General features: G+C 64.2%; 25 protein-coding genes. 17 read left to right on the top strand and 8 right to left on the bottom strand.

The genetic code is table 11. The features are described from left to right. Positions 1-144: 144 nt before the first annotated feature. From KHO27_RS12565 to KHO27_RS12575, 3 genes are all read right to left on the bottom strand, one after another. Positions 145-645: a GNAT family N-acetyltransferase gene (locus KHO27_RS12565; protein ID WP_110700771.1), complete on the bottom strand. Its 501-nt coding sequence runs from the start codon at positions 643-645 to the stop codon at positions 145-147. Between the two features lie 117 nt (positions 646-762). Next, positions 763-1182 (bottom strand): RidA family protein, encoded by a 420-nt coding sequence (locus tag KHO27_RS12570; protein WP_110700773.1) that lies wholly within the window; start codon positions 1180-1182, stop codon positions 763-765. A gap of 90 nt (positions 1183-1272) precedes the next feature. After that, positions 1273-1485, bottom strand: coding sequence for a PLDc N-terminal domain-containing protein (locus KHO27_RS12575; RefSeq protein WP_110700774.1), 213 nt, complete (start codon positions 1483-1485; stop codon positions 1273-1275). A gap of 127 nt (positions 1486-1612) precedes the next feature. Here KHO27_RS12575 and KHO27_RS12580 point away from each other — a divergent pair, with 127 nt between their 5' ends. Beyond that, positions 1613-2362: an SIR2 family NAD-dependent protein deacylase gene (locus KHO27_RS12580; RefSeq protein ID WP_214501921.1), complete on the top strand. Its 750-nt coding sequence runs from the start codon at positions 1613-1615 to the stop codon at positions 2360-2362. A gap of 17 nt (positions 2363-2379) precedes the next feature. Here KHO27_RS12580 and KHO27_RS12585 read toward each other — a convergent pair whose 3' ends face one another. After that, positions 2380-2847 carry an FAD/FMN-containing dehydrogenase gene (locus tag KHO27_RS12585; protein WP_111532315.1) on the bottom strand — a complete coding sequence of 156 codons (468 nt, stop codon included), beginning with the start codon at positions 2845-2847 and terminating at the stop codon, positions 2380-2382. Positions 2848-2908: 61 nt separating this feature from the next. Then, positions 2909-3523, bottom strand: coding sequence for a LysE family translocator (locus tag KHO27_RS12590; protein WP_110700778.1), 615 nt, complete (start codon positions 3521-3523; stop codon positions 2909-2911). 110 nt (positions 3524-3633) lie between these two features. Here KHO27_RS12590 and KHO27_RS12595 point away from each other — a divergent pair, with 110 nt between their 5' ends. Continuing rightward, the gene (locus tag KHO27_RS12595; protein WP_110700780.1) at positions 3634-4086 is read left to right on the top strand and encodes an Lrp/AsnC family transcriptional regulator; all 453 of its coding nucleotides are present in this window, start codon (positions 3634-3636) and stop codon (positions 4084-4086) included. A 25-nt stretch (positions 4087-4111) separates the two neighbouring features. Here the strand turns inward: KHO27_RS12595 and KHO27_RS12600 are convergent, their stop codons facing one another. Then, positions 4112-4462 carry a hypothetical protein gene (locus tag KHO27_RS12600; protein ID WP_046855051.1) on the bottom strand — a complete coding sequence of 117 codons (351 nt, stop codon included), beginning with the start codon at positions 4460-4462 and terminating at the stop codon, positions 4112-4114. Positions 4463-4640: 178 nt separating this feature from the next. On the opposite strand from KHO27_RS12600, the gene KHO27_RS12605 reads away from it, so the two are divergent. The 3 genes from KHO27_RS12605 to KHO27_RS12615 all read left to right on the top strand — a co-directional run bounded on the left by KHO27_RS12605 (position 4641) and on the right by KHO27_RS12615 (position 6741). Continuing rightward, positions 4641-4820, top strand: coding sequence for a hypothetical protein (locus KHO27_RS12605; RefSeq protein ID WP_110700782.1), 180 nt, complete (start codon positions 4641-4643; stop codon positions 4818-4820). Positions 4821-4893: 73 nt separating this feature from the next. After that, a complete protein-coding gene (locus KHO27_RS12610; protein ID WP_110700784.1) occupies positions 4894-5274 on the top strand; it encodes a glycine zipper domain-containing protein in 381 nt (126 codons plus the stop codon). 216 nt (positions 5275-5490) lie between these two features. Continuing rightward, positions 5491-6741, top strand: a complete 1251-nt coding sequence (locus KHO27_RS12615; RefSeq protein WP_110700786.1) for a 2-aminoadipate transaminase — start codon at positions 5491-5493, stop codon at positions 6739-6741. A 3-nt stretch (positions 6742-6744) separates the two neighbouring features. On the opposite strand, the gene KHO27_RS12620 is transcribed toward KHO27_RS12615, so the two are convergent. Beyond that, a complete protein-coding gene (locus KHO27_RS12620; protein ID WP_110700788.1) occupies positions 6745-7047 on the bottom strand; it encodes a hypothetical protein in 303 nt (100 codons plus the stop codon). A gap of 193 nt (positions 7048-7240) precedes the next feature. Here KHO27_RS12620 and KHO27_RS12625 point away from each other — a divergent pair, with 193 nt between their 5' ends. Then, positions 7241-7669, top strand: coding sequence for a hypothetical protein (locus KHO27_RS12625; protein ID WP_110700790.1), 429 nt, complete (start codon positions 7241-7243; stop codon positions 7667-7669). A gap of 67 nt (positions 7670-7736) precedes the next feature. After that, positions 7737-9848, top strand: a complete 2112-nt coding sequence (gene fusA, locus KHO27_RS12630) for an elongation factor G (RefSeq protein ID WP_111532170.1) — start codon at positions 7737-7739, stop codon at positions 9846-9848. A 117-nt stretch (positions 9849-9965) separates the two neighbouring features. On the opposite strand, the gene KHO27_RS12635 is transcribed toward fusA, so the two are convergent. Further along, positions 9966-11408 carry a SulP family inorganic anion transporter gene (locus KHO27_RS12635; protein ID WP_214501922.1) on the bottom strand — a complete coding sequence of 481 codons (1443 nt, stop codon included), beginning with the start codon at positions 11406-11408 and terminating at the stop codon, positions 9966-9968. A 175-nt stretch (positions 11409-11583) separates the two neighbouring features. Between KHO27_RS12635 and KHO27_RS12640 the strand changes: the two genes are divergently transcribed. The 10 genes from KHO27_RS12640 to nuoH all read left to right on the top strand — a co-directional run bounded on the left by KHO27_RS12640 (position 11584) and on the right by nuoH (position 24068). After that, positions 11584-12348 (top strand): secretin GspD/PilQ domain-containing protein, encoded by a 765-nt coding sequence (locus KHO27_RS12640; protein WP_173862476.1) that lies wholly within the window; start codon positions 11584-11586, stop codon positions 12346-12348. Between the two features lie 490 nt (positions 12349-12838). Continuing rightward, complete coding sequence (gene aceA / locus KHO27_RS12645; RefSeq protein WP_110700796.1) at positions 12839-14164, top strand: isocitrate lyase; 1326 nt, start codon at positions 12839-12841, stop codon at positions 14162-14164. A gap of 187 nt (positions 14165-14351) precedes the next feature. After that, positions 14352-15014, top strand: coding sequence for a lysoplasmalogenase (locus KHO27_RS12650; protein WP_214501923.1), 663 nt, complete (start codon positions 14352-14354; stop codon positions 15012-15014). A 380-nt stretch (positions 15015-15394) separates the two neighbouring features. Continuing rightward, positions 15395-15808, top strand: a complete 414-nt coding sequence (locus tag KHO27_RS12655) for an NADH-quinone oxidoreductase subunit A (RefSeq protein ID WP_011534614.1) — start codon at positions 15395-15397, stop codon at positions 15806-15808. 9 nt (positions 15809-15817) lie between these two features. Then, positions 15818-16495, top strand: coding sequence for a NuoB/complex I 20 kDa subunit family protein (locus KHO27_RS12660; protein WP_008096180.1), 678 nt, complete (start codon positions 15818-15820; stop codon positions 16493-16495). Between the two features lie 79 nt (positions 16496-16574). Continuing rightward, a complete protein-coding gene (gene nuoC, locus KHO27_RS12665; RefSeq protein ID WP_023630474.1) occupies positions 16575-18356 on the top strand; it encodes an NADH-quinone oxidoreductase subunit C/D in 1782 nt (593 codons plus the stop codon). Between the two features lie 2 nt (positions 18357-18358). Then, positions 18359-18856 carry an NADH-quinone oxidoreductase subunit NuoE gene (gene nuoE, locus KHO27_RS12670; RefSeq protein WP_012313767.1) on the top strand — a complete coding sequence of 166 codons (498 nt, stop codon included), beginning with the start codon at positions 18359-18361 and terminating at the stop codon, positions 18854-18856. After that, positions 18853-20217 (top strand): NADH-quinone oxidoreductase subunit NuoF, encoded by a 1365-nt coding sequence (nuoF, locus tag KHO27_RS12675; protein WP_110700800.1) that lies wholly within the window; start codon positions 18853-18855, stop codon positions 20215-20217. Before nuoE ends, nuoF begins: the two co-directional genes overlap by 4 nt. 132 nt (positions 20218-20349) lie before the next feature. After that, positions 20350-23064: an NADH-quinone oxidoreductase subunit NuoG gene (nuoG, locus tag KHO27_RS12680; protein WP_214501924.1), complete on the top strand. Its 2715-nt coding sequence runs from the start codon at positions 20350-20352 to the stop codon at positions 23062-23064. Then, entirely contained in the window at positions 23061-24068 is a 1008-nt protein-coding gene (nuoH, locus tag KHO27_RS12685) for an NADH-quinone oxidoreductase subunit NuoH (RefSeq protein WP_046855038.1), read from the top strand. Before nuoG ends, nuoH begins: the two co-directional genes overlap by 4 nt. The last annotated feature ends 5 nt before the right edge of the window (positions 24069-24073 follow it).

Genomic DNA, 24073 nt, shown 5'->3' on the forward strand with positions numbered 1-24073 from the left:
GCGATTGCCCCGGCATGGCGCCCGGGCATGGGCGGATTCTAGAAGAGAACCTCCGGGAGGAACAAAGCATTGTGGTCCAACCGGTACATTCCGTTCGCTGATCGAACCGTTTCCCTCAAGGGCTGCGCCTGAGAGCCGCAGCTTTCAGTGCCGCCGCTGGGTCACCAGGAAGTTGCGCAACGACGGCTCGTCATCCAGGGCAATCTCCCGCACCGGCCTTGGCAGGTCGGCCAGTACCGCCTGACAGAACGCCAGGGCCGGGGCATCCTCGCCGTAGCACCGCACCAACCAGTCGCCTTGACCCTCGCACAGCGTGCGCCGCGCTACCGCCAGGCCCACGCCCTGGCGGCGATATTTCTTGAGCACGAACAGGTCGGCCAGCTCCCAGGCGTCGATGCCGGGCAGTTCACTGCGCTCGATGAGCAGAAAGCCGGCGACGAAACCGTCCACCAGTATCAGGCTGGCGCTCCAGCCCGGGGTTTGCCAGTAGCGGGTGAAGTGCGGCTCGTGGAGGTAGAAGCGCCCATCCGCCTCGACATCCTCCTGCTCCCAGTCAGAGGACTCGTAGGCGTAGAACTGGTAGAGGTTGCGCACCAGGTCGGCATGCTCGGGGCCGGACTGGAGCAGTTCGACAGGGAGGGTCATGGAACAGGCTCGATGAATGCGGGAGCGCGAGTCTACCTGGGCGCTCAGGCGTTTGCAGCGGGGCGGCGGCGCATCCATCCTCGCGGCGCGTCGCCACGCCGATGGATGCGGGCTTTGTCAAACCTGCGGCAAGGCCGCCACCGCGTCCACTTCCACCAGCATGCCGTCCAGCGCCAGGCGCGGCACCGGGATCAAGGTGCAGGTCGGGGTCATCCTGCCGCCCCAGGCACGCTCGGCCTCGGCCACCCACTGGCGCAGCCGCGCCTCGGAATGGTCGACCACCAGCAGGGTGAGCTTGCACACGTGCTCGAGCGTTGCCCCACGGGAGGCCAAGGCGATCTTCAGGTTCACCAGGGCCTGGCGCGCCTGCTCGTCGAAACGTGCCGACAACTTGCCCTGCAGGTCCTCGCCGCCCTGGCCGGCGATATACAGCAGGCGGCTGCCGGCGCGTACCTCGGCGACGTGGGAATAGGCATTGCCACTGGGGTCGTAGAGGCCTTCGGGGTTGCTCAGGGCAAAGGCGGCTGGCTGGGTCATGGTATCGCTCCATCGATGGAAAGAGCGGCCGAGTATCAAACCTCAGGTTAAGTCGAGGTCAAGCCCCGCCTGCCACACCTTGGTCGGCGCCTATTTTTCCTGCAGCACCGCCCTGCCCTTCACCGCGCGCGGCCCACGCCAGGCCCAGAACAACAGGCCTGGGAACGGTGCATAGACGACGAACACCACCCACAGCATCTTGCGCTCGGCGCGCCGATCACTGCCGATGATGTGCCAGATGGCCCAGATTTCCAGGAGGATGACGATGAGCGCGACAACGAACCAGATTGTTCCGATTTCCATGAGTCTTCTCCTATTGGCTGTACTGGCTTGGGTTGCCACGCGCGCCAAGGGTTCACTCGGATCTTGTCCGGCCCGCGACCCACTGGCACAGTGACCGACCGCCCTGCACCGCACCATGGGAGCCCTCATGCCATTCGATCCGACGCTGCTTGCCCAGGCCCGCCACGTGGTGGTGTTCACCGGTGCCGGGGTGTCCGCGGAAAGTGGCATAGCCACGTTTCGCGACAAGCTGACCGGCCTGTGGGCGCGCTTCGATCCGGCGCAGCTGGCCAGCGCCGAGGGCTTTCGCGCCGACCCGGCGCTGGTCTGGGGCTGGTACCAGATGCGCCGCGCCGGGATCGCCAAGGCCGCGCCCAACGCGGGTCACCTGGCCATCGCCGCGCTGGCCGCGCAGGTGCCGAAGCTGACCCTGGTAACGCAGAACGTCGACGACCTGCACGAACGCGCCGGCAGCCGCGCCGTGCTGCACCTGCATGGGCGGCTGGATGCCTTTCGCTGCCTGGACTGCGCGCGCCCGGCGGATGAGCCCGTGGCACTGCCCGAGGAGGCCGCTCACGGCTGCCGTATGGAACCACCGCGCTGCGCTTGCTGCGCCGGGCCGCTGCGCCCCGGTGTGGTGTGGTTTGGCGAGATGTTGCCCGAGGCGGTACTGGAGCAGGCATTCGCCGCCGCGCAACAGTGCGATGTACTGCTTTCTGTAGGCACATCAGGCCTGGTACAGCCAGCAGCCTCGATACCTCGCATGGCACTGGCTGCGGGGGCGACGGTGGTGCATGTCAATCCGCAGCCTGTGCCCTGCGAGCACCCGCGGGCGTTCATGCTGCCCGGCCAGGCGGGTGAGGTACTGCCGCAACTATTGCGCCGGGCCTTTTCCTGAGCGGCTGGCAGGCCAGTTCAGCGGCCAGCCTGGTCCAACGCAGCCTTCAAGGCATCAGCATCGGCGTAGCTGTTGCGCGCTGCCACCACGCCGTGATCCAGCGCCAGCCACAGCACCTTGCCTTCATCCCCGGCATAGCGGCTGGCGACCCGGCCTTCGCGGTCGAGCAGCACGCGGTAGCTGTAGTCGCGCATGGCCGGGATGGCGAACAGCTTGCTGATCAGCGCCGGCATGCGCTGGATATCCGCGACGAACACCGCGTGCCGCGCCTCCAGGTAGCCTTTGGGCTGTTCGGCCAGGGCCGCCTTGACCAGCTTGGCGCCGTCCATGTCGCGGGCGACCAGCAGGACTCGGGTATCGGCCCCCAGGCTGTAGGGCTGGTCGTACTGATCGAGCAATGTCCAGGGCGCGAGGGTGTCGCCGGGTTGCGCGGCGTGGGCCACGAGCGCCAGCAGGCTGAGCAGAAGTGCGGCGGCGTATTTCATGAGGGTCAGGTCCGAATCGTGAGGGCCGTCAGCATAGCCCAACCCGCCGTGCTTGACAGGCTCAACGCAACTGCCCGGCAATCAGCCCCACGGCAATCAGGATCATCACTCCACCGGACAACCGGCCCACGGCCTGCGCCGCGGCAGGCCGGGTGCGCAGCACGGCCTTGGCACCGTAGCCGACCATCAGGTAGATCACCAGCGAACTGCCCAGGTGCACCAACCCCAGCAGCAGGATCTGCAAGGGCACCGGCCAGCTCGACTGCGGGTCGGTGAACTGCGGCAGCAACGCCAGGAACAGCAGGAACACCTTGGGGTTGAGGCCGCTGACGCACAAGCCCTTGAATGCCCAGCGCGACCCCGAGTCCTGCCCACCTCCGGCGCCGGCCTCGGGCACGGCCGGGCTCAGCAGCAGGTTGCCACCCAGCCACAACAGGTACACGCAACCTGCAAGGGTCAGCAAGCTCAGCGCCAGCGGGTGCCCGGCAATCAGGCTGCCGACTCCGGCGGCCACCACCAAGGTAACGAGCAGATGGCCGGACAGCATGCCCGCCACCGCCGGCACTACCCAGCGCCCGCGCATGCCGGCCGAGATGGCGTAGGCCCAGTCGGCGCCGGGGGTGATCACGAACAGCAGGGAAACGGCCCAGAACGCCGTCAGTACACTCATGGCCATTTCGAGCCTTCCTTACACAGGTTTCGGTGAAAGAAAGACTACGGATATCGCCCAGGGATTTTCTTTCGTATATTCCCCGTACCAAACCAAGTAATGGAAGAATCTTCCCCATGGATCGAACAGATCGAAAGATCCTTGCCGAGCTACAAAAAGACGGGCGCCTGTCCGTGACCGAACTGGCCGACCGCGTCGGCTTGAGCCTGTCGCCCTGCCACCGGCGCCTCAAGGCGCTGGAGGACTCAGGCGCCATCCTCGGTTACCACGCCCGCCTGGCCCCGGCGGCCTTGGGTTTGAACTTCGCCGCGCTGGTGTTCGTGACCCTGCGCGAGGTGACCCGCCAGCCGGTGGCGGACTTCGAGGCGGCGCTGGGGGAGATCCCGCAGATCGTCGAGGCCCAGCGCCTGTTCGGCGACCCCGACTACCTGCTGCACGTGGTGGCCAGGGACCTGCCGGCCTTCCAGAAGCTGTATGACGAACAGCTGACCAGCATTCCCAATGTGAAGCGCCTGAGTTCGACGCTGGTGATGAAGGAGGTGATTCAGGACCGGCTGCTGCCGATGTGATATCGGGCCACTGACCGGGCGCGACCTACAGGCAGGTCGCGGCTGCCGCCCGTCGGCGCAGGGCCATGCCGTCGTTCTTCTGCGCGTAGTAGTCCACTCGCGTCCCGCCGGCCTGGGCGTAAACGTCGACGAACGACTCGGCTTCGCGGGTATAAACCGTGAATCCACCTTGCTTGCGAGCCTCCAGGTAGCCGCTGGCGTCGACCCCGAAGGTGTTCTCTTCCTGCCAGCTGAACTGAATGCACTGGGCCACCAGATCCGGCGTCTTGTGCGAATCCAGCTGCGCGGTGGGTGCGCCGCCGCGCGCCGCTTCCATGGTCGACGATGCACAGCCCGCCAGCAGCAGCGCCACGGTGATCGGCAGAATTGCTCGCATGTTCCATCCTCGGGACAAAAAAAAGAAGGTGACTCTAGCATTGCGGGGGCAGCAGGTGAATCACCGCCGCCGTTCATCGCCGCCGCAATAAAATCTTGCGCGCCCAAGAACCAAATCGATCGCCTTCGGTCTCAGGAGGTACCGCGTAAACCGTTGCGGATCAAGGACCTATATCGTGATGACACGCCTTGCAAGCCTTTCCATGGTCGCCACCCTGCTGCTGCTCGGCGGCTGCTACAGCAACCATTACCACGATGATGACGATGGCTGGCGCGATCGTGACCGCGGCCACCGTCACCACCATCGCCATGACCGCGACGATGACGACCGCCAGTACCGTGACCGCTACTACCGCTGAAGCGTCCTTGCAACCCTGACTCGCCGCGAGCGTGCGGCAATCTACCCCTGATGACTCCCCTGAGGTTCATAACATGCGTCTGACTCTGCCTTCCCTCGCCCTCGGCCTGCTGCTCTGCCAGGGCGCTTTCGCCGGTGACGGCACCGCGGCCATCGGCGGCGGCCTGGGTGGCGCCCTGGGCAACGTCGTGGGCAAACAGATCGGCGGCAGCACCGGTGCGGCCATCGGCGCCGGTCTCGGTGGCGCGGCCGGCAGCGCGGTCGGCGCGCGCAAGGGCAACCGTACCGAAGCGGCCATCGGTGGCGGCCTGGGCTCGGCGGGCGGTTCGCTGATTGGCGGCAAGCTCGGCGGCTCCAACGGATCGACCATTGGCGCAGGTCTGGGCGGCGCGGCCGGTGGCGCCATCGGCAACCACATGGGTGACAGCAACCGCAAGCACAAGCGTCGCCACTGACCCCAACGGTCGAAGGCTCGAAGCGAAACAGCAAAAGGCGGCTGCCCCTTAAGGGACAGCCGCCTTTTATCTTGGCGCGATTCCAGCAAGCGGGCGGCGTAGGCAGGCCCCGCATAATTTCATGACTCAAAGGAATGACAGCAATCCAATAAATCGTTTGCGGATACCCCCGGCACGCTTCGATATTCACGCCATCGAATCACAGGCGCCGCGCACATGAATCAGCCAAGCATCAGCCAGTCCATTGCCATCGTTCACCCGATCACGCTTTCCCATGGTCGCAATGCCGAAGTCTGGGATATCACCGGCAAGCGCTACATCGACTTCGTCGGCGGCATCGGCGTGCTCAACCTGGGCCACTGCAATCCAGCGGTAGTCGAAGCGATCCAGCAGCAGGCCACGCGCCTGACCCACTACGCCTTCAACGCGGCGCCCCACGGCCCCTACCTGGAGCTCATGGAGCGCCTGCGTGAATTCGTCCCGGTCAGCTACCCGTTGGCCGGCATGCTGACCAACAGCGGCGCGGAAGCGGCGGAAAACGCGCTTAAGGTCGCCCGCGGCGCCACCGGCAAGCGCGCTGTCATCGCCTTCGACGGCGGCTTCCATGGCCGCACCCTGGCCACCCTCAACCTCAATGGCAAGGTAGCCCCGTACAAGCAACGCGTGGGGGAACTGCCAGGCCCGGTCTATCACCTGCCCTACCCCAGCCCGGACACCGGAGTGAGCTGCGAACAGGCGCTCAAGGCCATGGAACGCCTGTTCAGTGTGGAGTTGGCGGTGGAGGACGTGACGGCGTTCATCTTCGAGCCGGTGCAGGGGGAAGGTGGTTTCCTCGCCCTCGATCCGAGCTTCGCCCAGGCCTTGCGCCGCTTCTGCGACAGCCACGGGATATTGATCATCGTCGACGAGATCCAGTCCGGTTTCGGCCGCACCGGGCAGCGTTTCGCCTTCCCCCGACTGGGCATCGAGCCGGACCTGCTGCTGCTGGCCAAGAGCATCGCCGGAGGCATGCCCCTGGGCGCGGTGGTCGGCCGCCGGGAGATCATGGACTCGCTGCCCAAGGGCGGCCTGGGCGGCACCTACTCGGGCAATCCGATCGCCTGTGCGGCGGCCTTGGCGAGCCTTGCGCAGATGACCGACGCCAACCTCGCCACCTGGGGCGAACGCCAGGAACAGGCCATCGTCGCACGCCATGCACGCTGGAAAGCCGCAGGATTGTCCAGTTCGCTCGGCCGCCTGACCGGCGTCGGCGCCATGCGCGGGCTGGAGTTCGTCAACGGCGATGGCAGCCCGGCACCGGCGCAACTGGCCAAGGTGCTGGAGGCGGCGCGTGCCAAGGGGTTGCTGCTGATGCCCAGTGGCAAGGCGCGGCATATCATCCGCCTGTTGGCGCCGCTGACCATCGAGGCCGAGGTGCTCGAGGAAGGGCTGGACATCCTCGAGCAGTGCCTGGCTGAACTGGGGTAAGGGTTACAGGCCCAGCTCTTCGGGGGTGGGCATGTCGCATTCGAAGGCGATCCAGCCGCCTTCGAGTTCGGCATGGCCGTTGACGATCAGGCCGTAGTAAGTGAGACCGTTCTCCAGCGTGACGCAGATGTGCGTGGCGCCTTTTTCCGGTGCCGCGAGCGTTCCGACGAAATGCACCTTCTTCAGCACTTCGGTTACCGCCTCGAGGCCCACGCGCATGCTGCTGTTCTCCGAAGCCTCGGTGTCGCCCCCACGGTCTTCGGCGCTGACGGTCACGGTGGCGATGTAGGGGTATTTGCTGCTCAAGCGGGGTTACCTCGGAGTATGGGGCTGAAAATGGGTGACAAGAGTACGGCAGACGCTCGGGGTTGTCTCTACCGGCTCATCGCGGGGCAGGCCCGCTCCCACGGGAGGCCCTGCGACCTGGCTGACATGGCCTCGCGGGCGCCGATCTGTTAGGGTGCCCGCCGATGCATGCCCCACCACGCGAGGATACCGAGTGAGCGCAGAACAACCCCTGATCGCCGACCTGTTCGAGGTCGACAAACGCCTGACCCTCAAGCCCGTCGTGGACTTCAACGCCTACCTGCGCAACGCTTTCGGCGACGGCCCCTGCCGCTGCCACCGCTGCGTTGAGGGCAATGGTGACGAGAGCACCTATAGCCACCGCCACAGCTTCGAACTGGAAGGCCGCACCTTGCACCGACGCTTTGCCAGCACCGCCGGCAGCGACGTGTTGATGGTGCTGAAGAAGGCGTGGCTGTCCTACACCAAGGCCGAACTGATCACCATCGGCGCGCTGGACATGGCCACCCTCAAGGCCTTCACCGACGCGGCCCTGCACGAACGCCTGCTGGCCCTGTTGCCGGCCAGCGGCCTGGCGCGTGAAGCCGAGGGCCAATGGCAGCTGCAGGTGCTCGCCGACTGACGGTCGCCCCGGCAGGATTCTCCCGCTCTGCTACCTTGGGAGAATCCTCACCCGCAGGTGACCCGCCATGGCCCGCACGACTCCCATCGAGCTGTACCGCAATATCGGCATTGTCGCTCACGTGGATGCCGGCAAGACCACCACCACCGAACGGATCCTGTTCTACACCGGGGTCAACCACAAGATGGGCGAGGTGCACGACGGCGCCGCGACCATGGACTGGATGGCTCAGGAGCAGGAGCGCGGCATCACCATCACCTCGGCGGCCACCACGGCCTTCTGGCAGGGCTCGACCAAGCAGTTCGAGCACAAGTACCGCTTCAATATCATCGACACCCCAGGCCACGTCGACTTCACCATCGAGGTGGAGCGCTCGCTGCGCGTGCTCGATGGCGCGGTGGTGGTGTTCAGCGGCGCCGATGGGGTCGAGCCGCAGTCCGAGACCGTGTGGCGCCAGGCCAACAAGTACCATGTGCCGCGCCTGGCCTACATCAACAAGATGGACCGCCAGGGCGCGGACTTCTTGCGTGTGGTGAAACAGATCGACCAGCGCCTGGGCCACCACCCGGTGCCGATCCAGTTGGCCATCGGCAGCGAGGAGAACTTCATTGGCCAGATCGACCTGGTGAAGATGAAAGCCATCTACTGGAACGATGCCGACCAGGGCACCAGCTACCGCGAGGAAGCGATCCCCGCTGAACTGCAGGCCCTGGCCGACGAGTGGCGTGCCCATATGCTGGAAGCGGCGGCGGATGCCAGCGAAGCACTGACCCTGAAGTACCTTGAAGGTGAGGAATTCACCACCGAGGAAATCAAGGCCGCCCTGCGCCAACGCACCATCGCAAACGAAATCGTCCCGACCATCCTCGGCTCGTCATTCAAGAACAAGGGCGTGCCGCTGATGCTCGACGCGGTGATCGACTACCTGCCCGCCCCGTCCGAAATCCCGGCGATCAAGGGCACTGACCCGGACGATGAAGACAAGCACCTGGAACGCCACGCCGACGACAAGGAGCCGTTCTCGGCCCTGGCCTTCAAGATCGCCACCGACCCGTTCGTCGGCACCCTGACCTTCGCCCGGGTGTATTCCGGCGTGCTCAGCTCGGGCAATGCGGTGCTCAACTCCGTCAAGGGCAAGAAGGAGCGCATCGGCCGCATGGTGCAGATGCACGCCAACCAGCGCGCCGAGATCAAGGACGTGTGCGCCGGCGATATCGCCGCACTGATCGGCATGAAGGACGTGACCACCGGCGACACCCTGTGCGACATGGACAAGCCGATCATCCTCGAGCGCATGGATTTCCCCGACCCGGTGATCTCGGTGGCGGTGGAGCCGAAGACCAAGGGCGACCAGGAGAAGATGGGCATCGCCCTGGGCAAGCTGGCCCAGGAGGACCCGTCGTTCCGGGTCAAGACCGACGAGGAAACCGGCCAGACCATCATCTCCGGCATGGGCGAGTTGCACCTGGACATCATCGTCGACCGCATGCGCCGCGAGTTCAACGTCGAAGCCAATATCGGCAAGCCGCAGGTGGCCTACCGCGAGAAGATCCGCAACACCTGCGAAATCGAAGGGCGTTTCGTGCGCCAATCGGGCGGACGCGGCCAGTATGGCCATTGCTGGATCCGCTTCGCCCCAGGCGACGAAGGCAAGGAAGGGCTGGAGTTCGTCAACGAGATTGTCGGCGGCGTGGTGCCGCGCGAATACATCCCGGCGATCCAGAAAGGCATCGAGGAGCAGATGAAGAACGGCGTGCTCGCCGGCTACCCGCTGATCAACCTCAAGGCGGCGGTGTTCGACGGCTCGTACCACGACGTCGACTCCAACGAGATGGCCTACAAGATTGCCGCCTCCATGGCCACCAAGCAGCTGTCGCAGAAAGGCGGCGCGGTATTGCTGGAACCGGTGATGAAGGTCGAGGTGGTGACGCCCGAGGAGTACCAGGGCGATATCCTCGGCGACCTGAGCCGGCGCCGGGGCATGATCCAGGATGGCGACGAAACCCCGGCCGGCAAAGTGATCCGTGCCGAGGTGCCTTTGGGCGAGATGTTCGGCTACGCCACCTCGATGCGCTCGATGACCCAGGGCCGGGCGAGTTTCTCGATGGAGTTCACCCGCTACGCCGAGGCGCCGGCGAGTATTGCAGACACCATCGTCAAGAAAAACCGCGGGGAGTAAGCCTTTCTCCTATAACGGCCCTATCGCCGGCAAGCCGGCTCCCACAGGTACTGCACAGTGACAATCCTGTGGGAGCCGGCTTGCCGGCGATAGGGCCGGTGCAGGCAACCATTGCCTTCAATGCTGCTCCCCTGCCCGCTTCAACAGCTTCTTGCAGCGTTCGGAAAGATGCACCACCCGCAACTGCTTGCCCGCCTTGGCATAGCGCTCGCGCAGGGTCTTGAGCGCCGCGATCGCCGAATAATCGACAAAGCTCAGGTGCTGGCAATCCAGCGTCACCTTGGCCGGGTCGTTGGCCGGGTCGAACTGGTTGAGGAACGGCGTGGTCGAGGCGAAGAACAGCGTGCCGTGCACCTGGTAATGCTTGCCCCCCTCGGCGTCCTCATGACTGTCGGCATACAGCTCGCGCGCGTGCTGCCAGGCAAAATTGATGGCCGCGATGACGATACCGAACAGCACCGCCGTGGCCAGGTCGGTGAACACCGTGACCACGGTCACGGCGATGATCGCCAGCACATCGCTCACCGGCACCTTGTGGAGCACCCGCAGCGATGCCCAGGCGAAGGTCTGCTGGGCCACCACGAACATCACCCCCACCAATGCCGCCAGCGGAATACGTTCGATCAGCGGCGACAGGAACAGCACGAACAGCAGGATCATCACCCCCGCCACCACGCCCGACAATCGACCACGGCCATTGGAGCTGAGGTTGATCACGGTCTGGCCGATCATCGCGCAACCGCCCATGCCGCCGCACAGGCCCGAGACCATGTTGGCCGCGCCCAGGGCCACGCACTCGCGGTCCGGGTAACCGCGACTCTCGGTGACCTCGTCGGTGAGGTTGAGGGTCAGCAGGGTTTCCAGCAGGCCGACCATGGCCATCAGCACCGCGTAAGGCGCGATGATCTTCAAGGTCTCAAGGTTCCAGGGGATGTCCGGCATCGCCAGTCTTGGCAGGCCGCCGGCGATGTGCGCCATATCGCCGAGGGTGCGGGTTGGAAGGCCAAGCAGGTAGACCAGCAGGCCGACGCCGAGGATCGCCACCAGCGCCGGCGGCACGGCGCGGGTCAGCCTGGGAAGCACGTAGACCACCAGCATGGTCAACGCCACCAGGCCGATCATCAGGTACAGCGGCGCGCCGCTGAGCCAGTGTTCGCCTTCCTTGAAGTGCTCCAGCTGGGCCAGGGCGATGACGATAGCCAGGCCGTTGACGAAGCCGAGCATCACCGGGTACGGCACCAGGCGCACCAGCTTGCCCAGGCGCAGGGCGCCGAACAGGATCATCACCAGCCCGCCCAGCAGCACCGTGGCCAGCAGGTACTGGACGCCGTGCTGCACCACCAGGGCGACGATGACCACCGCCATCGAACCGGCGGCGCCGGAGATCATCCCCGGGCGGCCGCCGAACAGCGCGGTCAGGGTGCAGATGATGAAGGCACCGTACAGGCCCATCAGCGGGTTGAGGTGGGCCACCAGGGCGAAAGCGATGCACTCCGGTACCAGGGCGAACGAAGTGGTGAGGCCGGCGAGCAGGTCGGCGCGTAGGCGTGCGGGTTTCATGGAGTTCCTGTAAACAACCCCGGCATTACGCTGCGTGGGAGCGTAATGCCGAGGGAATGAGCTCGAAATCGAGGATCGGGATGTTACGGAATTTGCCTGACTGCAACCACTGAAAAGCCGACCTGTGCATGCCGCTGTGATCCACAACCAGCAAGATGCCGACAAATTTGCCATCATGTCCATTCCACCCGCGGAGATCATGGACATGCCGCTACGCCCCCTCCTCGCCTCGCTGCTGCTGGCCGCCAGCCTTACGGCCCAGGCCGCCACCGAGGTCATTCCCTTGCAACACCGCAGCAGCGCCGAACTGCTGCCCGCCGCCCAGTCCTTCCTGGGCAAGGACGGCAGCGTCAGCACCTTCGAGGACAAGCTGATCGTCAACGCCAGCCAGGAACGCATTGACGATCTGCGCGCCCTGCTGCAACAGCTCGACACCGCGCCCAAACGCCTGCTGATCAGCGTCGACAACAACGACAGCAACTTCCAGGACAACCGCGGCAATGCCCGCGTGATCCGCTACGGCACCGCCAACCGCGAAGGCGGCATGCAGCAGGTACAGGCCAGCGACGGCCAGCCGGCACTGATCCAGGTGGGCCAGAGCATCCCCGTCACCAGTACTTCCACCGACGGTTACGGGCGCATCCAGAGCAACACCGAATACCGCAACGTTACCCAGGGCTTCTACGTCACGCCACGCCTGAGCGGTGATAACGTTCGCCTGCAAATCAGCACCAATAACGACCGAATGAGCCAGGAACGTGCCGATGTAGTGAAAGTGCAGAGCACCGACACGACCGTCACCGGCAAGCTCGGCGAGTGGATCACCCTGGCCGGATTCAACCAGCAGAGTCAGTCCGATCGCAGTGCGTCAAGCCTCAGTTACAGCACCCAGCGCGGTGAAAACATGACTTTGCGGGTCAAAGTCGACCTTCTCGACTGAACCCAGGCAATTCAAGGCCTCGACCAAGGGCCTTGAAACTGACCGCCAAGTCGCATTAGACCAAAGATGTAGTAAGCCCAAAAAAGCACTACAAAGTGTTTGACAGGCTGTTTTCGCCAAGGGCATGATGGCCTCGCTCCCGCTAATCAGAGGCCCTGGCTAGGGTCTTCGAGGTGCGCTCCTCCCACCGTGGAGGCACCTCGTGTCCATACGGCCCACAAGGCGGTTCGACGGGATTGCGACTGCAACGAAGAAGTTGTCCCGAGGGACGGAAGCGCATCACCGCAGTTCTGGCAATCGCGTCGCACCGCAGCAAGGCATCCACGAGCCAACCTGCAGGGCACACCTTCGCCTGGCCTGCCCACCCTTCCCCTTCGCACTTCCCCGTTCGCCGCCGCACTCCCCCGGACAGCACAGCCTGGCCCTCTGACCCGCGTATCCGAGCATCAGCACAATTACACTCAAGATCGATGCGACGAGGTTTATTTCCATGGCACTGACACGCGAACAGCAAATTGCAGCCCTCGAGAAAGACTGGGCCGAAAACCCGCGCTGGAAAGGCGTGACCCGTACCTACACCGCCGCCGATGTCGTTCGCCTGCGTGGCTCGCTGCAACCGGAGCACACCCTGGCTCGCCAGGGCGCGGAAAAACTGTGGAAGCTGGTCACCCAAGGTGCCCACCCGTCCTTCCGCCCAGAAAAAGATTTCGTCAACTGCATGGGCGCCCTGACCGGCGGCCAGGCAGTGCAACAGGTCAAGGCCGGCATCCAGGCCATCTACCTGTCCGGCTGGCAGGTTGCCGCCGACAACAACTCGGCCGAGTCGATGTACCCCGACCAATCGCTGTACCCGGTTGATTCGGTACCGACCGTGGTCAAGCGCATCAACAACTCGTTCCGCCGCGCCGACCAGATCCAGTGGAAAGCTGGCAAGAACCCAGGTGACGAAGGCTACATCGACTACTTCGCACCAATCGTGGCTGACGCCGAAGCCGGTTTCGGCGGCGTACTGAACGCCTACGAACTGATGAAAAACATGATTGAAGCGGGCGCCGCCGGCGTGCACTTCGAAGACCAGCTGGCCTCGGTGAAAAAATGCGGCCACATGGGCGGCAAGGTACTGGTACCGACCCAGGAAGCCGTACAGAAGCTGGTGGCTGCCCGTCTGGCCGCCGACGTTGCCGGTGTACCGACCATCATCCTGGCCCGTACCGACGCCAACGCCGCTGACCTGCTGACCAGCGACTGCGACCCGTACGACCAGCCGTTCGTGATCGGCGAGCGTACCCGTGAAGGCTTCTACAAAGTCCGCGCCGGCCTCGACCAGGCGATCTCCCGCGGCCTGGCGTACGCGCCGTATGCCGACCTGATCTGGTGCGAAACCGCCAAGCCGGACCTGGACGAAGCCCGTCGCTTCGCCGAAGCGATCAAGAAGGAATACCCGGACCAACTGCTGTCGTACAACTGCTCGCCTTCCTTCAACTGGAAGAAGAACCTGGACGACGCCACCATCGCCAAGTTCCAGCGCGAACTGTCGGCCATGGGCTACAAGCACCAGTTCATTACCCTGGCCGGCATCCACAACATGTGGCACGGCATGTTCAACCTGGCGCACGACTACGCCCGCAACGACATGACCGCCTACGTGAAGCTGCAAGAGCAGGAATTCGCCGACGCCAGTAAAGGCTACACCTTCGTGGCGCACCAGCAGGAAGTCGGCACCGGCTACTTCGACGACATGACCACCGTGATCCAGGGTGGTGCATCGTCGGTAACCGCACTGACCGGTTCGACCGAGGAAGAGCAGTTCCACTGAGTCTGGTGAACTGTTGAACAGGAAGGCCCGGGGCTTGGAAAGCCCTGGGCCTTTCTTCTTGCCTGTACCGACCCTTTCGCGGGGCAAGCCCGCTCCCACGCAACATTGCAGCCCCGCGAAAGGGCCGGCACGGGCAATACCGCAGATCAGGTCTATGCTTGTGGCTACCCAGCAGCAAGGACCGCCCATGCCTCGTCCAAGCCACCTGATCCTGATCGCCGTCGCAGCCGCCACCTGCTATCTATATGCACTGGCGAGCGACAATGCCCTGCTTGGCCTACTGGTCAAACCCATTCCGGTACTGGCCCTGATCGCCTGGCTTAGGACCATGCCCACTACGCCCTACCGTCGCTGGATCATGATCGGCCTGGCCTTCTCGGTACTGGGCGACATCCTCCTGGCCATCCCCCGCGATCTGTTCGTGTTCGGCCTGGCCGCATTCCTTTGCGCCCACCTGGCGTACCTTCGCGGTTACTGCAGCCTGATCCAGCGCTCGGCCTACCCGTCACTGGCCCTCGCACTGCTGGTGGGCGCCTCGCTGTTCGGCCTGCTCGCCAGCCACGGCCTGGGCCCACTGCTGATCCCGGTGGCGCTGTATGCCCTGGCGATCGGCTGCATGCTCTGGCGCGCCTTGGCCTGCGGCGGTGTCGCCGCACTGGGTGCCTGCGCCTTCGTCTTCTCCGACAGCCTGATCGGCATCGACCGCTTCGTCAGCCCGTTTGCCGCTGCCGAGTACCTGATCATCCTGTCCTACTGGCTCGGCCAGTGGCTCATTGCCGCGTCGGTCAGCCGCAGCACAAACGACAAAGCATTGATCCAGAGCGGTACGCGCTGCGCCGGAAGCTGTTAGAACGAGAGTTTTTCGCATTTGCAAGTGGGCAGATCGGCTGATGAACTTTGCAAGGCCCAGAACAGCTAAAACAATACAGCTCAGGCTAAATGATATTAATTATCATTACGCAACTAACCAGTCATTACGCGAGGTAAGAAACATAATTAACAAATCCACGTGCAATGCCCGAAACTCAAGGCTTTCAGCCAGTTACGAAAGATTTTTGTTCTTAAACCTACGAATAAATTTGCAACGGAAATTTTACTTGCACTGGGTTTACCCATAAAATCAGCGCGATTGATTCAGCTGCGACATTTGGTCACTGCGTCTGCGACACCACGTCGCCGCTCTACTTATTTCAGACTGCAGAGCTGGGTCTCTGTATAAGGATTTCTAGCATGTCCGATTCGGCAGGACTCATCGCCCACAACTGGGGCTTTGCCATCTTCCTCCTGGGTGTCGTCGGCCTGTGTGCCTTCATGCTCGGCCTGTCCAGCCTGCTCGGTAGCAAGGCCTGGGGTCGCGCCAAGAACGAACCCTTCGAATCCGGCATGCTGCCCGTCGGCAGCGCCCGCCTGCGCCTGTCCGCCAAATTCTATCTGGTCGCGATGCTGTTCGTGATCTTCGATATCGAAGCCCTCTTCCTGTATGCATGGTCTGTGTCCGTCCGCGAAAGCGGCTGGACCGGATTCGTCGAAGCACTCGTTTTCATAGCAATTCTGTTGGCAGGTCTTGTCTACCTATGGCGCGTCGGGGCGCTCGATTGGGCTCCCGAAGGTCGCCGCAAGCGGCAAGCGAAGCTGAAACAATGAGGCTTTGGCATGCAATACAATCTCACCAGAATCGATCCGGACGCACCTAACGAGCAGTATCCGGTCGGTGAACGGGAAACCGTCACCGATCAACTGCTGGAAGACCAGGTCCACAAGAACATCTACATGGGGAAACTCGAAGATGTGCTGCGTGGCGCGGTCAACTGGGGTCGCAAGAACTCCCTCTGGCCGTACAACTTCGGCCTTTCCTGCTGCTACGTGGAAATGACCACGGCCTTCACGGCGCCCCACGACATCGCCCGCTTCGGCGCCGAAGTCATCCGGGCCTCGCCGCGTCAGGCCGACTTCATGGTCATCGCCGGTACCTGCTTCGTGAAGATGGCGCCGATCATTCAGCGCCTGTACGAGCAGATGCTCGAACCTAAGTGGGTCATCTCCATGGGCTCGTGCGCCAACTCCGGCGGCATGTACGACATTTACTCGGTCGTTCAGGGGGTCGACAAGTTCCTCCCCGTGGACGTGTACGTGCCCGGCTGCCCACCGCGCCCCGAGGCGTTCCTGCAAGGCTTGATGCTGCTGCAGGAGTCGATCGGCCAGGAGCGACGCCCGCTTTCCTGGGTGGTTGGCGATCAAGGCATCTACCGTGCCGAGATGCCCGCCCAGAAAGACCTGCGTCGCGAACAGCGTATCGCGGTAACCAACCTGCGCAGCCCCGACGAAGTCTGATCCAGCGACCTGCCGCCCGCTCCCCCAGGAGCCGGCGGCCTGGCTTCATTCTTAACGTTGACCCAAAGCGACCGAGACCATGACAGCGGACAACGCTATTTATATTCCGCCTTACAAGGCTGACGACCAGGATGTGGTCGTCGAACTGCACAACCGATTCGGCGCCGACGCTTTCGTCGCCCAGGAAACCCGTACCGGCATGCCGGTACTGTGGGTAAAGCGTGCCCAGCTCAAGGAAATCCTCACCTTCCTGCGCAACGTCGCCAAGCCGTACAGCATGCTGTACGACCTGCACGGCGTCGACGAGCGCCTGCGCACTCAGCGCCGCGGCCTGCCGGCCGCCGACTTCAGCGTGTTCTACCACCTGCTGTCGGTCGAGCGTAACAGCGACGTGATGATCAAGGTGTCGCTGAGCGAAGGCGACCTGAACCTGCCCACCGTGACCGGCATCTGGCCCAACGCCAACTGGTACGAGCGTGAAGTCTGGGACATGTTCGGCATCGACTTCGCCGGCCACCCACACCTGAGCCGCATCATGATGCCGCCGACCTGGGAAGGTCACCCGCTGCGAAAGGACTACCCCGCCCGCGCCACCGAATTCGACCCCTACAGCCTGACCCTGGCCAAGCAGCAGCTTGAAGAGGAATCGGCACGCTTCAACCCGGAAGCCTGGGGCATGAAGCGTTCGGGCGCCAACGAGGACTACATGTTCCTCAACCTCGGCCCCAACCACCCTTCGGCCCACGGTGCCTTCCGTATCGTCCTGCAGCTGGACGGCGAAGAGATCGTCGACTGCGTCCCGGACATCGGCTACCACCACCGTGGCGCCGAGAAGATGGCCGAGCGTCAGTCGTGGCACAGCTTCATCCCCTACACCGACCGTATCGACTACCTCGGCGGGGTGATGAACAACCTGCCGTACGTACTGGCGGTGGAAAAGCTGGCCGGCATCCAGGTGCCGCAGAAGGTCGACGTGATCCGCATCATGCTCGCCGAATTCTTCCGCATCACCAGCCACCTGCTGTTCCTGGGTACCTACATCCAGGACGTCGGCGCCATGACCCCGGTGTTCTTCACCTTCACCGACCGCCAGCGCGCCTACACCGTGATCGAAGCGATCACCGGTTTCCGCCTGCACCCGGCCTGGTACCGCATCGGTGGCGTCGCCCACGACCTGCCGCGCGGCTGGGACAAGCTGGTCAAGGACTTCGTCGAATGGCTGCCCAAGCGCCTCGACGAATACACCAAGGCTGCCCTGCAGAACAGCATCCTCAAGGGCCGTACCATTGGCGTTGCCGCGTACAACACCAAGGAAGCCCTGGCCTGGGGCACCACCGGTGCCGGCCTGCGCTCCACCGGTTGCGACTTCGACCTGCGCAAGGCGCGCCCCTACTCCGGCTACGAGAACTTCGAGTTCGAAGTACCGCTGGCCCACAACGGCGATGCCTACGATCGCTGCATGGTCCGTGTCGAGGAAATGCGCCAGAGCATCCGCATCATCGACCAGTGCCTGCGCAACATGCCGGAAGGCCCGTACAAGGCGGATCACCCGCTGACCACGCCGCCGCCGAAAGAGCGCACCCTGCAGCACATCGAGACCCTGATCACCCACTTCCTGCAAGTCTCGTGGGGCCCGGTCATGCCGGCCAACGAGTCGTTCCAGATGATCGAGGCGACCAAGGGCATCAACAGTTACTACCTGACGAGCGATGGCGGCACCATGAGCTACCGCACCCGGATCCGTACCCCGAGCTACCCGCACCTGCAGCAGATCCCTTCGGTGATCAAAGGCAGCATGGTCGCGGACCTGATCGCGTACCTGGGCAGTATCGACTTCGTTATGGCTGACGTGGACCGCTAAGCATGAACAGCACGCTTATCCAAACCGACCGTTTCGCCCTGAGCGAAACCGAGCGCTCGGCCATCGAGCACGAGATGCACCACTACGAGGACCCGCGCGCGGCGTCCATCGAAGCCCTGAAGATCGTGCAGAAAGAGCGCGGCTGGGTGCCGGATGGCGCCATCTACGCCATCGGCGAAGTGCTGGGCATCCCCGCCAGCGACGTCGAGGGCGTGGCCACCTTCTACAGCCAGATCTTCCGCCAGCCGGTCGGCCGTCACATCATCCGCGTGTGCGACAGCATGGTCTGCTACATCGGCGGCCATGAGTCGGTGGTCAGCCAGATCCAGAGCGAACTGGGCATCGGCCTCGGCCAAACCACCGCGGACGGACGCTTCACCCTGCTGCCGGTGTGCTGCCTGGGCAACTGCGACAAGGCCCCGGCGCTGATGATCGACGACGACACCTTTGGCGACGTGCAACCTGCCGGCGTCTCCAAGCTGCTGGAGGGTTACGTATGACCATCACTTCCTTCGGCCCGGCCAACCGCATCGCGCGCTCGGCCGAAACCCACCCGCTGACCTGGCGCCTGCGTGACGACGGCGAGCCGGTCTGGCTAACCGAGTATGAATCGAAGAACGGCTATGCCGCCGCGCGCAAGGCGCTGGCCGACATGTCCGCCGACGACATCGTGCAGAGTGTCAAGGACTCCGGCCTCAAGGGCCGTGGCGGCGCGGGCTTCCCCACTGGCGTGAAGTGGGGCCTGATGCCCAAAGACGAATCCATGAACATCCGCTACCTGCTGTGCAACGCGGACGAAATGGAGCCCAACACCTGGAAAGACCGCATGCTGATGGAGCAACAGCCCCATCTGCTGGTCGAGGGCATGCTGATCAGCGCCCGCGCGCTGAAGGCCTACCGTGGCTACATCTTCCTGCGTGGCGAATACACCACCGCGGCGAAGAACCTCAACCGCGCCATCGATGAAGCCAAGGCCGCCGGCCTGCTGGGCAAGAACATCCTCGGCAGCGGTTTCGACTTCGAGCTGTTCGTGCACACCGGTGCCGGCCGCTACATCTGCGGCGAAGAAACCGCGTTGATCAACTCGCTCGAAGGCCGTCGCGCCAACCCGCGCTCCAAGCCGCCCTTCCCTGCCGCCGTCGGCGTGTGGGGCAAGCCGACCTGCGTGAACAACGTCGAGACCCTGTGCAACGTGCCGGCCATCGTCGCCAACGGCAACGACTGGTACAAGTCGCTGGCCCGCGAAGGCAGCGAAGACCACGGCACCAAGCTGATGGGCTTCTCCGGCAAGGTGAAGAACCCGGGCCTGTGGGAGCTGCCGTTCGGCGTCACCGCCCGCGAGCTGTTCGAGGACTACGCCGGCGGCATGCGCGACGGCTTCAAGCTCAAGTGCTGGCAGCCTGGTGGCGCCGGTACCGGCTTCCTGTTGCCCGAGCACCTCGATGCGCAGATGTATGCGGGCGGCATCGCCAAGGTCGGCACCCGTATGGGTACCGGCCTGGCCATGGCGGTGGACGACAGCGTCAACATGGTGTCCTTGCTGCGCAACATGGAAGAGTTCTTCGCCCGCGAATCGTGCGGCTGGTGCACCCCTTGCCGTGACGGCCTGCCGTGGAGCGTGAAGATGCTGCGCGCGCTGGAGAACGGCCAAGGCCGCGCCGAAGACATCGAGACGCTGCTGGGGCTGGTCAACTTCCTCGGCCCAGGCCGTACCTTCTGTGCTCACGCACCAGGTGCCGTCGAGCCGTTGGGCAGTGCCATCAAATACTTCAGGTCCGAGTTCGAGGCCGGTGTCGCGCCAGCAACTGCTACCGACACTCTGCGCCCGAACCTGGCGAAGCCGATTGTGGTCGGCGCATAAAAAGATAGAACGCGGGTGGTCCGTGCCACCCGCCAGCCTGCAGGCCGGCCCGCATGAAGCGTGGCGTGCCACAGGCGTACAGATTTCCATTAGCCACGCCCGCTCACGCGGGCCAACGAAGAACTTTGAACAATGGCCACTATCCACGTAGACGGCAAAGCGCTCGAAGTCAACGGTGCAGACAACCTGTTACAGGCGTGTCTGTCACTCGGCCTCGATATCCCTTATTTCTGCTGGCACCCGGCGCTTGGTAGCGTCGGTGCCTGCCGGCAGTGTGCAGTCAAGCAGTACACCGACGAGAACGACACCCGTGGTCGTATCGTCATGTCCTGCATGACCCCTGCCTCCGACGGCACCTGGATCTCCATCGAAGACGAAGAGTCCAAGGCGTTCCGCGCCAGCGTCGTCGAATGGCTGATGACCAACCACCCGCACGACTGCCCGGTGTGCGAGGAAGGCGGTCACTGCCACCTGCAAGACATGACGGTAATGACCGGCCACAACGAGCGCCGCTACCGTTTCACCAAGCGTACCCACCAGAACCAGGACCTCGGCCCGTTCATCGCCCATGAGATGAACCGCTGCATCGCCTGCTATCGCTGCGTGCGCTACTACAAGGACTACGCCGGCGGCACCGACCTGGGCGTATACGGCGCCCACGACAACGTGTACTTCGGTCGCGTCGAAGACGGCGTGCTGGAAAGCGAGTTCTCCGGCAACCTCACCGAGGTCTGCCCGACCGGTGTGTTCACCGACAAGACCCACTCCGAGCGCTACAACCGCAAGTGGGACATGCAGTTCGCCCCGAGCATCTGCCATGGCTGCTCCAGCGGTTGCAACATCAGCCCCGGCGAGCGCTACGGCGAACTGCGCCGCATCGAGAACCGCTTCAACGGCTCGGTAAACCAGTACTTCCTGTGCGACCGCGGCCGCTTCGGCTACGGCTACGTCAACCGCAAGGACCGCCCACGCCAGCCACACCTGGCCGACGGCACCAAGCTGTCCCTCGACGCCGCCCTGGACAAGGCCGCCGACCTGCTGCGCGGCCGCACCATCGTCGGTATCGGCTCGCCACGCGCCAGCCTCGAGAGTAATTACGGCCTGCGTGAGCTGGTCGGTGCCGATTACTTCTACTCTGGCATGGAAGCCGGTGAGCTGGCCCGTGTGCGCCTGGCCTTGGACGTGCTGAACAACAGCCCGCTGCCGGTGCCGACCCTGCGCGACATCGAAGACCACGACGCCGTGTTCGTGCTCGGCGAAGACCTCACCCAGACCGCCGCCCGTGTTGCCCTGGCCGTGCGCCAGGCCACCAAGGGCAAGGCCGAGGCCATGGCTGACGCTATGCGCGTGCAGCCTTGGCTGGACGCCGCGGTGAAGAACATCGGCCAGCACGCGCTGTACCCGCTGTTCATCGCTTCGCTGGCTGAAACCAAGCTGGACGACGTGGCCGAAGAGTGTGTACACGCCGCACCTGCGGACCTGGCCCGCATCGGTTTCGCCGTGGCCCACGCCATCGACCCAAGCGCCCCTGCCGTCGAAGGCCTGGACACTGAAGCCAAGGCCCTGGCCCAGCGCATCGCCGACGCCCTGATCGCTGCCAACCGCCCGCTGGTGGTCGCCGGTACCTCGCTGGCGGATCCTGCGCTGATCGAAGCCGCCGCCAACATCGCCAAGGCCCTCAAGCTGCGCGAGAAGAACGGTTCGCTGAGCCTGGTCGTGCCTGAGGCCAACAGCCTGGGCATGGCGATGATGGGCGGTGAGTCCGTCGACGCGGCGCTGGACGCCGTGATCAGCGGCAAGGCCGACGCCATCGTCGTGCTGGAAAACGACCTGTACGCCCGCGTACCGGCCGCCAAGGTCGACGCAGCCATGGCCGCGGCCAAGGTGGTGATCGTCGCCGACCACTCGAAAACCCCAACAGTCGACCGCGCCCACCTGGTGCTGCCAGCTGCCTCGTTCGCCGAAGGCGACGGCACCCTGGTCAGCCAGGAAGGCCGTGCCCAGCGCTTCTTCCAGGTGTTCGACCCGCAGTACCTGGACAGCAGCATCCAGATCCACGAAGGCTGGCGCTGGATGCACGCCCTGCGTGCGACCCTGCTGAACAAGCCGGTGGACTGGACCCAACTGGACCACGTCACCAGCGCCTGCGCCGAAGCCGCCCCGCAACTGGCCGGCATCGTCAACGCAGCGCCAAGCGCCGCATTCCGCATCAAGGGCATGAAACTGGCCCGCGAGCCGCTGCGCTACTCCGGCCGTACCGCCATGCGCGCCAACATCAGCGTGCACGAGCCGCGTACCCCACAGGACAAGGACACCGCGTTCGCCTTCTCCATGGAAGGCTACTCGGGCTCGGCCGAACCGCGCCAGCAGGTGCCGTTCGCCTGGTCGCCGGGCTGGAACTCGCCGCAAGCCTGGAACAAGTTCCAGGACGAAGTCGGTGGCCACCTGCGTGCCGGTGACCCGGGCGTGCGCCTGATCGAGTCGCAAGGCGATCGCCTGAGCTGGTTCAGCGCCATCCCGGGCGCGTTCAACCCGGCTCGCGGCACCTGGACCGCGGTACCGTTCTTCCACCTGTTCGGCAGCGAAGAGTCCTCCTCCCGCGCCGCCCCGGTGCAGGAGCGCATTCCGGCCGCCTACGTCGGCCTGGCCAAGTCCGAAGCCGACCGCCTGGGCGTCAACGACGGTGCGATGCTGAGCCTGAACGTGGCCGGCGTGTCACTGCGCCTGCCGCTGCGTATCAATGAAGAACTGGGCGCTGGCCTGGTTGCGTTGCCCAAAGGCCTGGCCGGCATTCCGCCCGCCATCTTCGGTGCAGCCGTCGAAGGCCTGCAGGAGGCAGCACAATGAGCTGGTTCACCCCCGAAGTGATCGATGTGATCATTCAGGTCGTCAAGGCCATCGTGGTGCTGCTGGCCGTGGTGGTCTGCGGCGCGCTGCTCAGCTTCGTCGAGCGTCGCCTGCTGGGCTGGTGGCAGGACCGCTACGGCCCGAACCGCGTCGGCCCGTTCGGCATGTTCCAGATCGCCGCCGACATGCTGAAGATGTTCTTCAAGGAAGACTGGAACCCGCCCTTCGTCGACAAGATGATCTTCACCCTGGCGCCTGTGGTGGCCATGAGTGCGCTGCTGATCGCCTTCTCGATCATCCCGATCACCCCGGGCTGGGGCGTGGCCGACCTGAACATCGGCCTGCTGTTCTTCTTCGCCATGGCCGGCCTGTCGGTCTACGCCGTGCTGTTCGCCGGCTGGTCGTCGAACAACAAGTACGCCCTGCTCGGCAGCCTGCGGGCCTCGGCGCAGACCGTGTCGTACGAAGTGTTCCTGGGCCTGGCGCTGATGGGCGTGGTGGTGCAGGTGGGTTCGTTCAACATGCGCGACATCGTTGACTACCAGGCCCAGAACCTGTGGTTCATCATTCCGCAGTTCTTCGGCTTCTGCACCTTCTTCATCGCTGGCGTCGCCGTGACCCACCGTCACCCGTTCGACCAGCCGGAAGCGGAACAGGAACTGGCCGACGGCTACCACATCGAATACGCCGGCATGAAATGGGGCATGTTCTTCGTCGGTGAGTACATCGGCATCATCCTCATCTCGGCGCTGCTGGTGACCCTGTTCTTCGGTGGCTGGCACGGCCCGTTCGGCCTGCTGCCGCAGGTGCCGTTCCTGTGGTTCGCCCTGAAGACCGCGTTCTTCATCATGCTGTTCATCCTGCTGCGCGCCTCGATCCCGCGCCCACGCTATGACCAGGTGATGGACTTCAGCTGGAAGTTCTGCCTGCCGCTGACCCTGATCAATTTGCTGGTGACCGCTGCGATCGTGCTTTACAACACGCCAGCCGTCGCGGCCCAGTGAGGATT

Origin of the sequence: Pseudomonas sp. RC3H12 (assembly GCF_018596375.1) — a bacterium.
In the GTDB taxonomy this organism is placed as follows: Bacteria; Pseudomonadota; Gammaproteobacteria; order Pseudomonadales; family Pseudomonadaceae; genus Aquipseudomonas.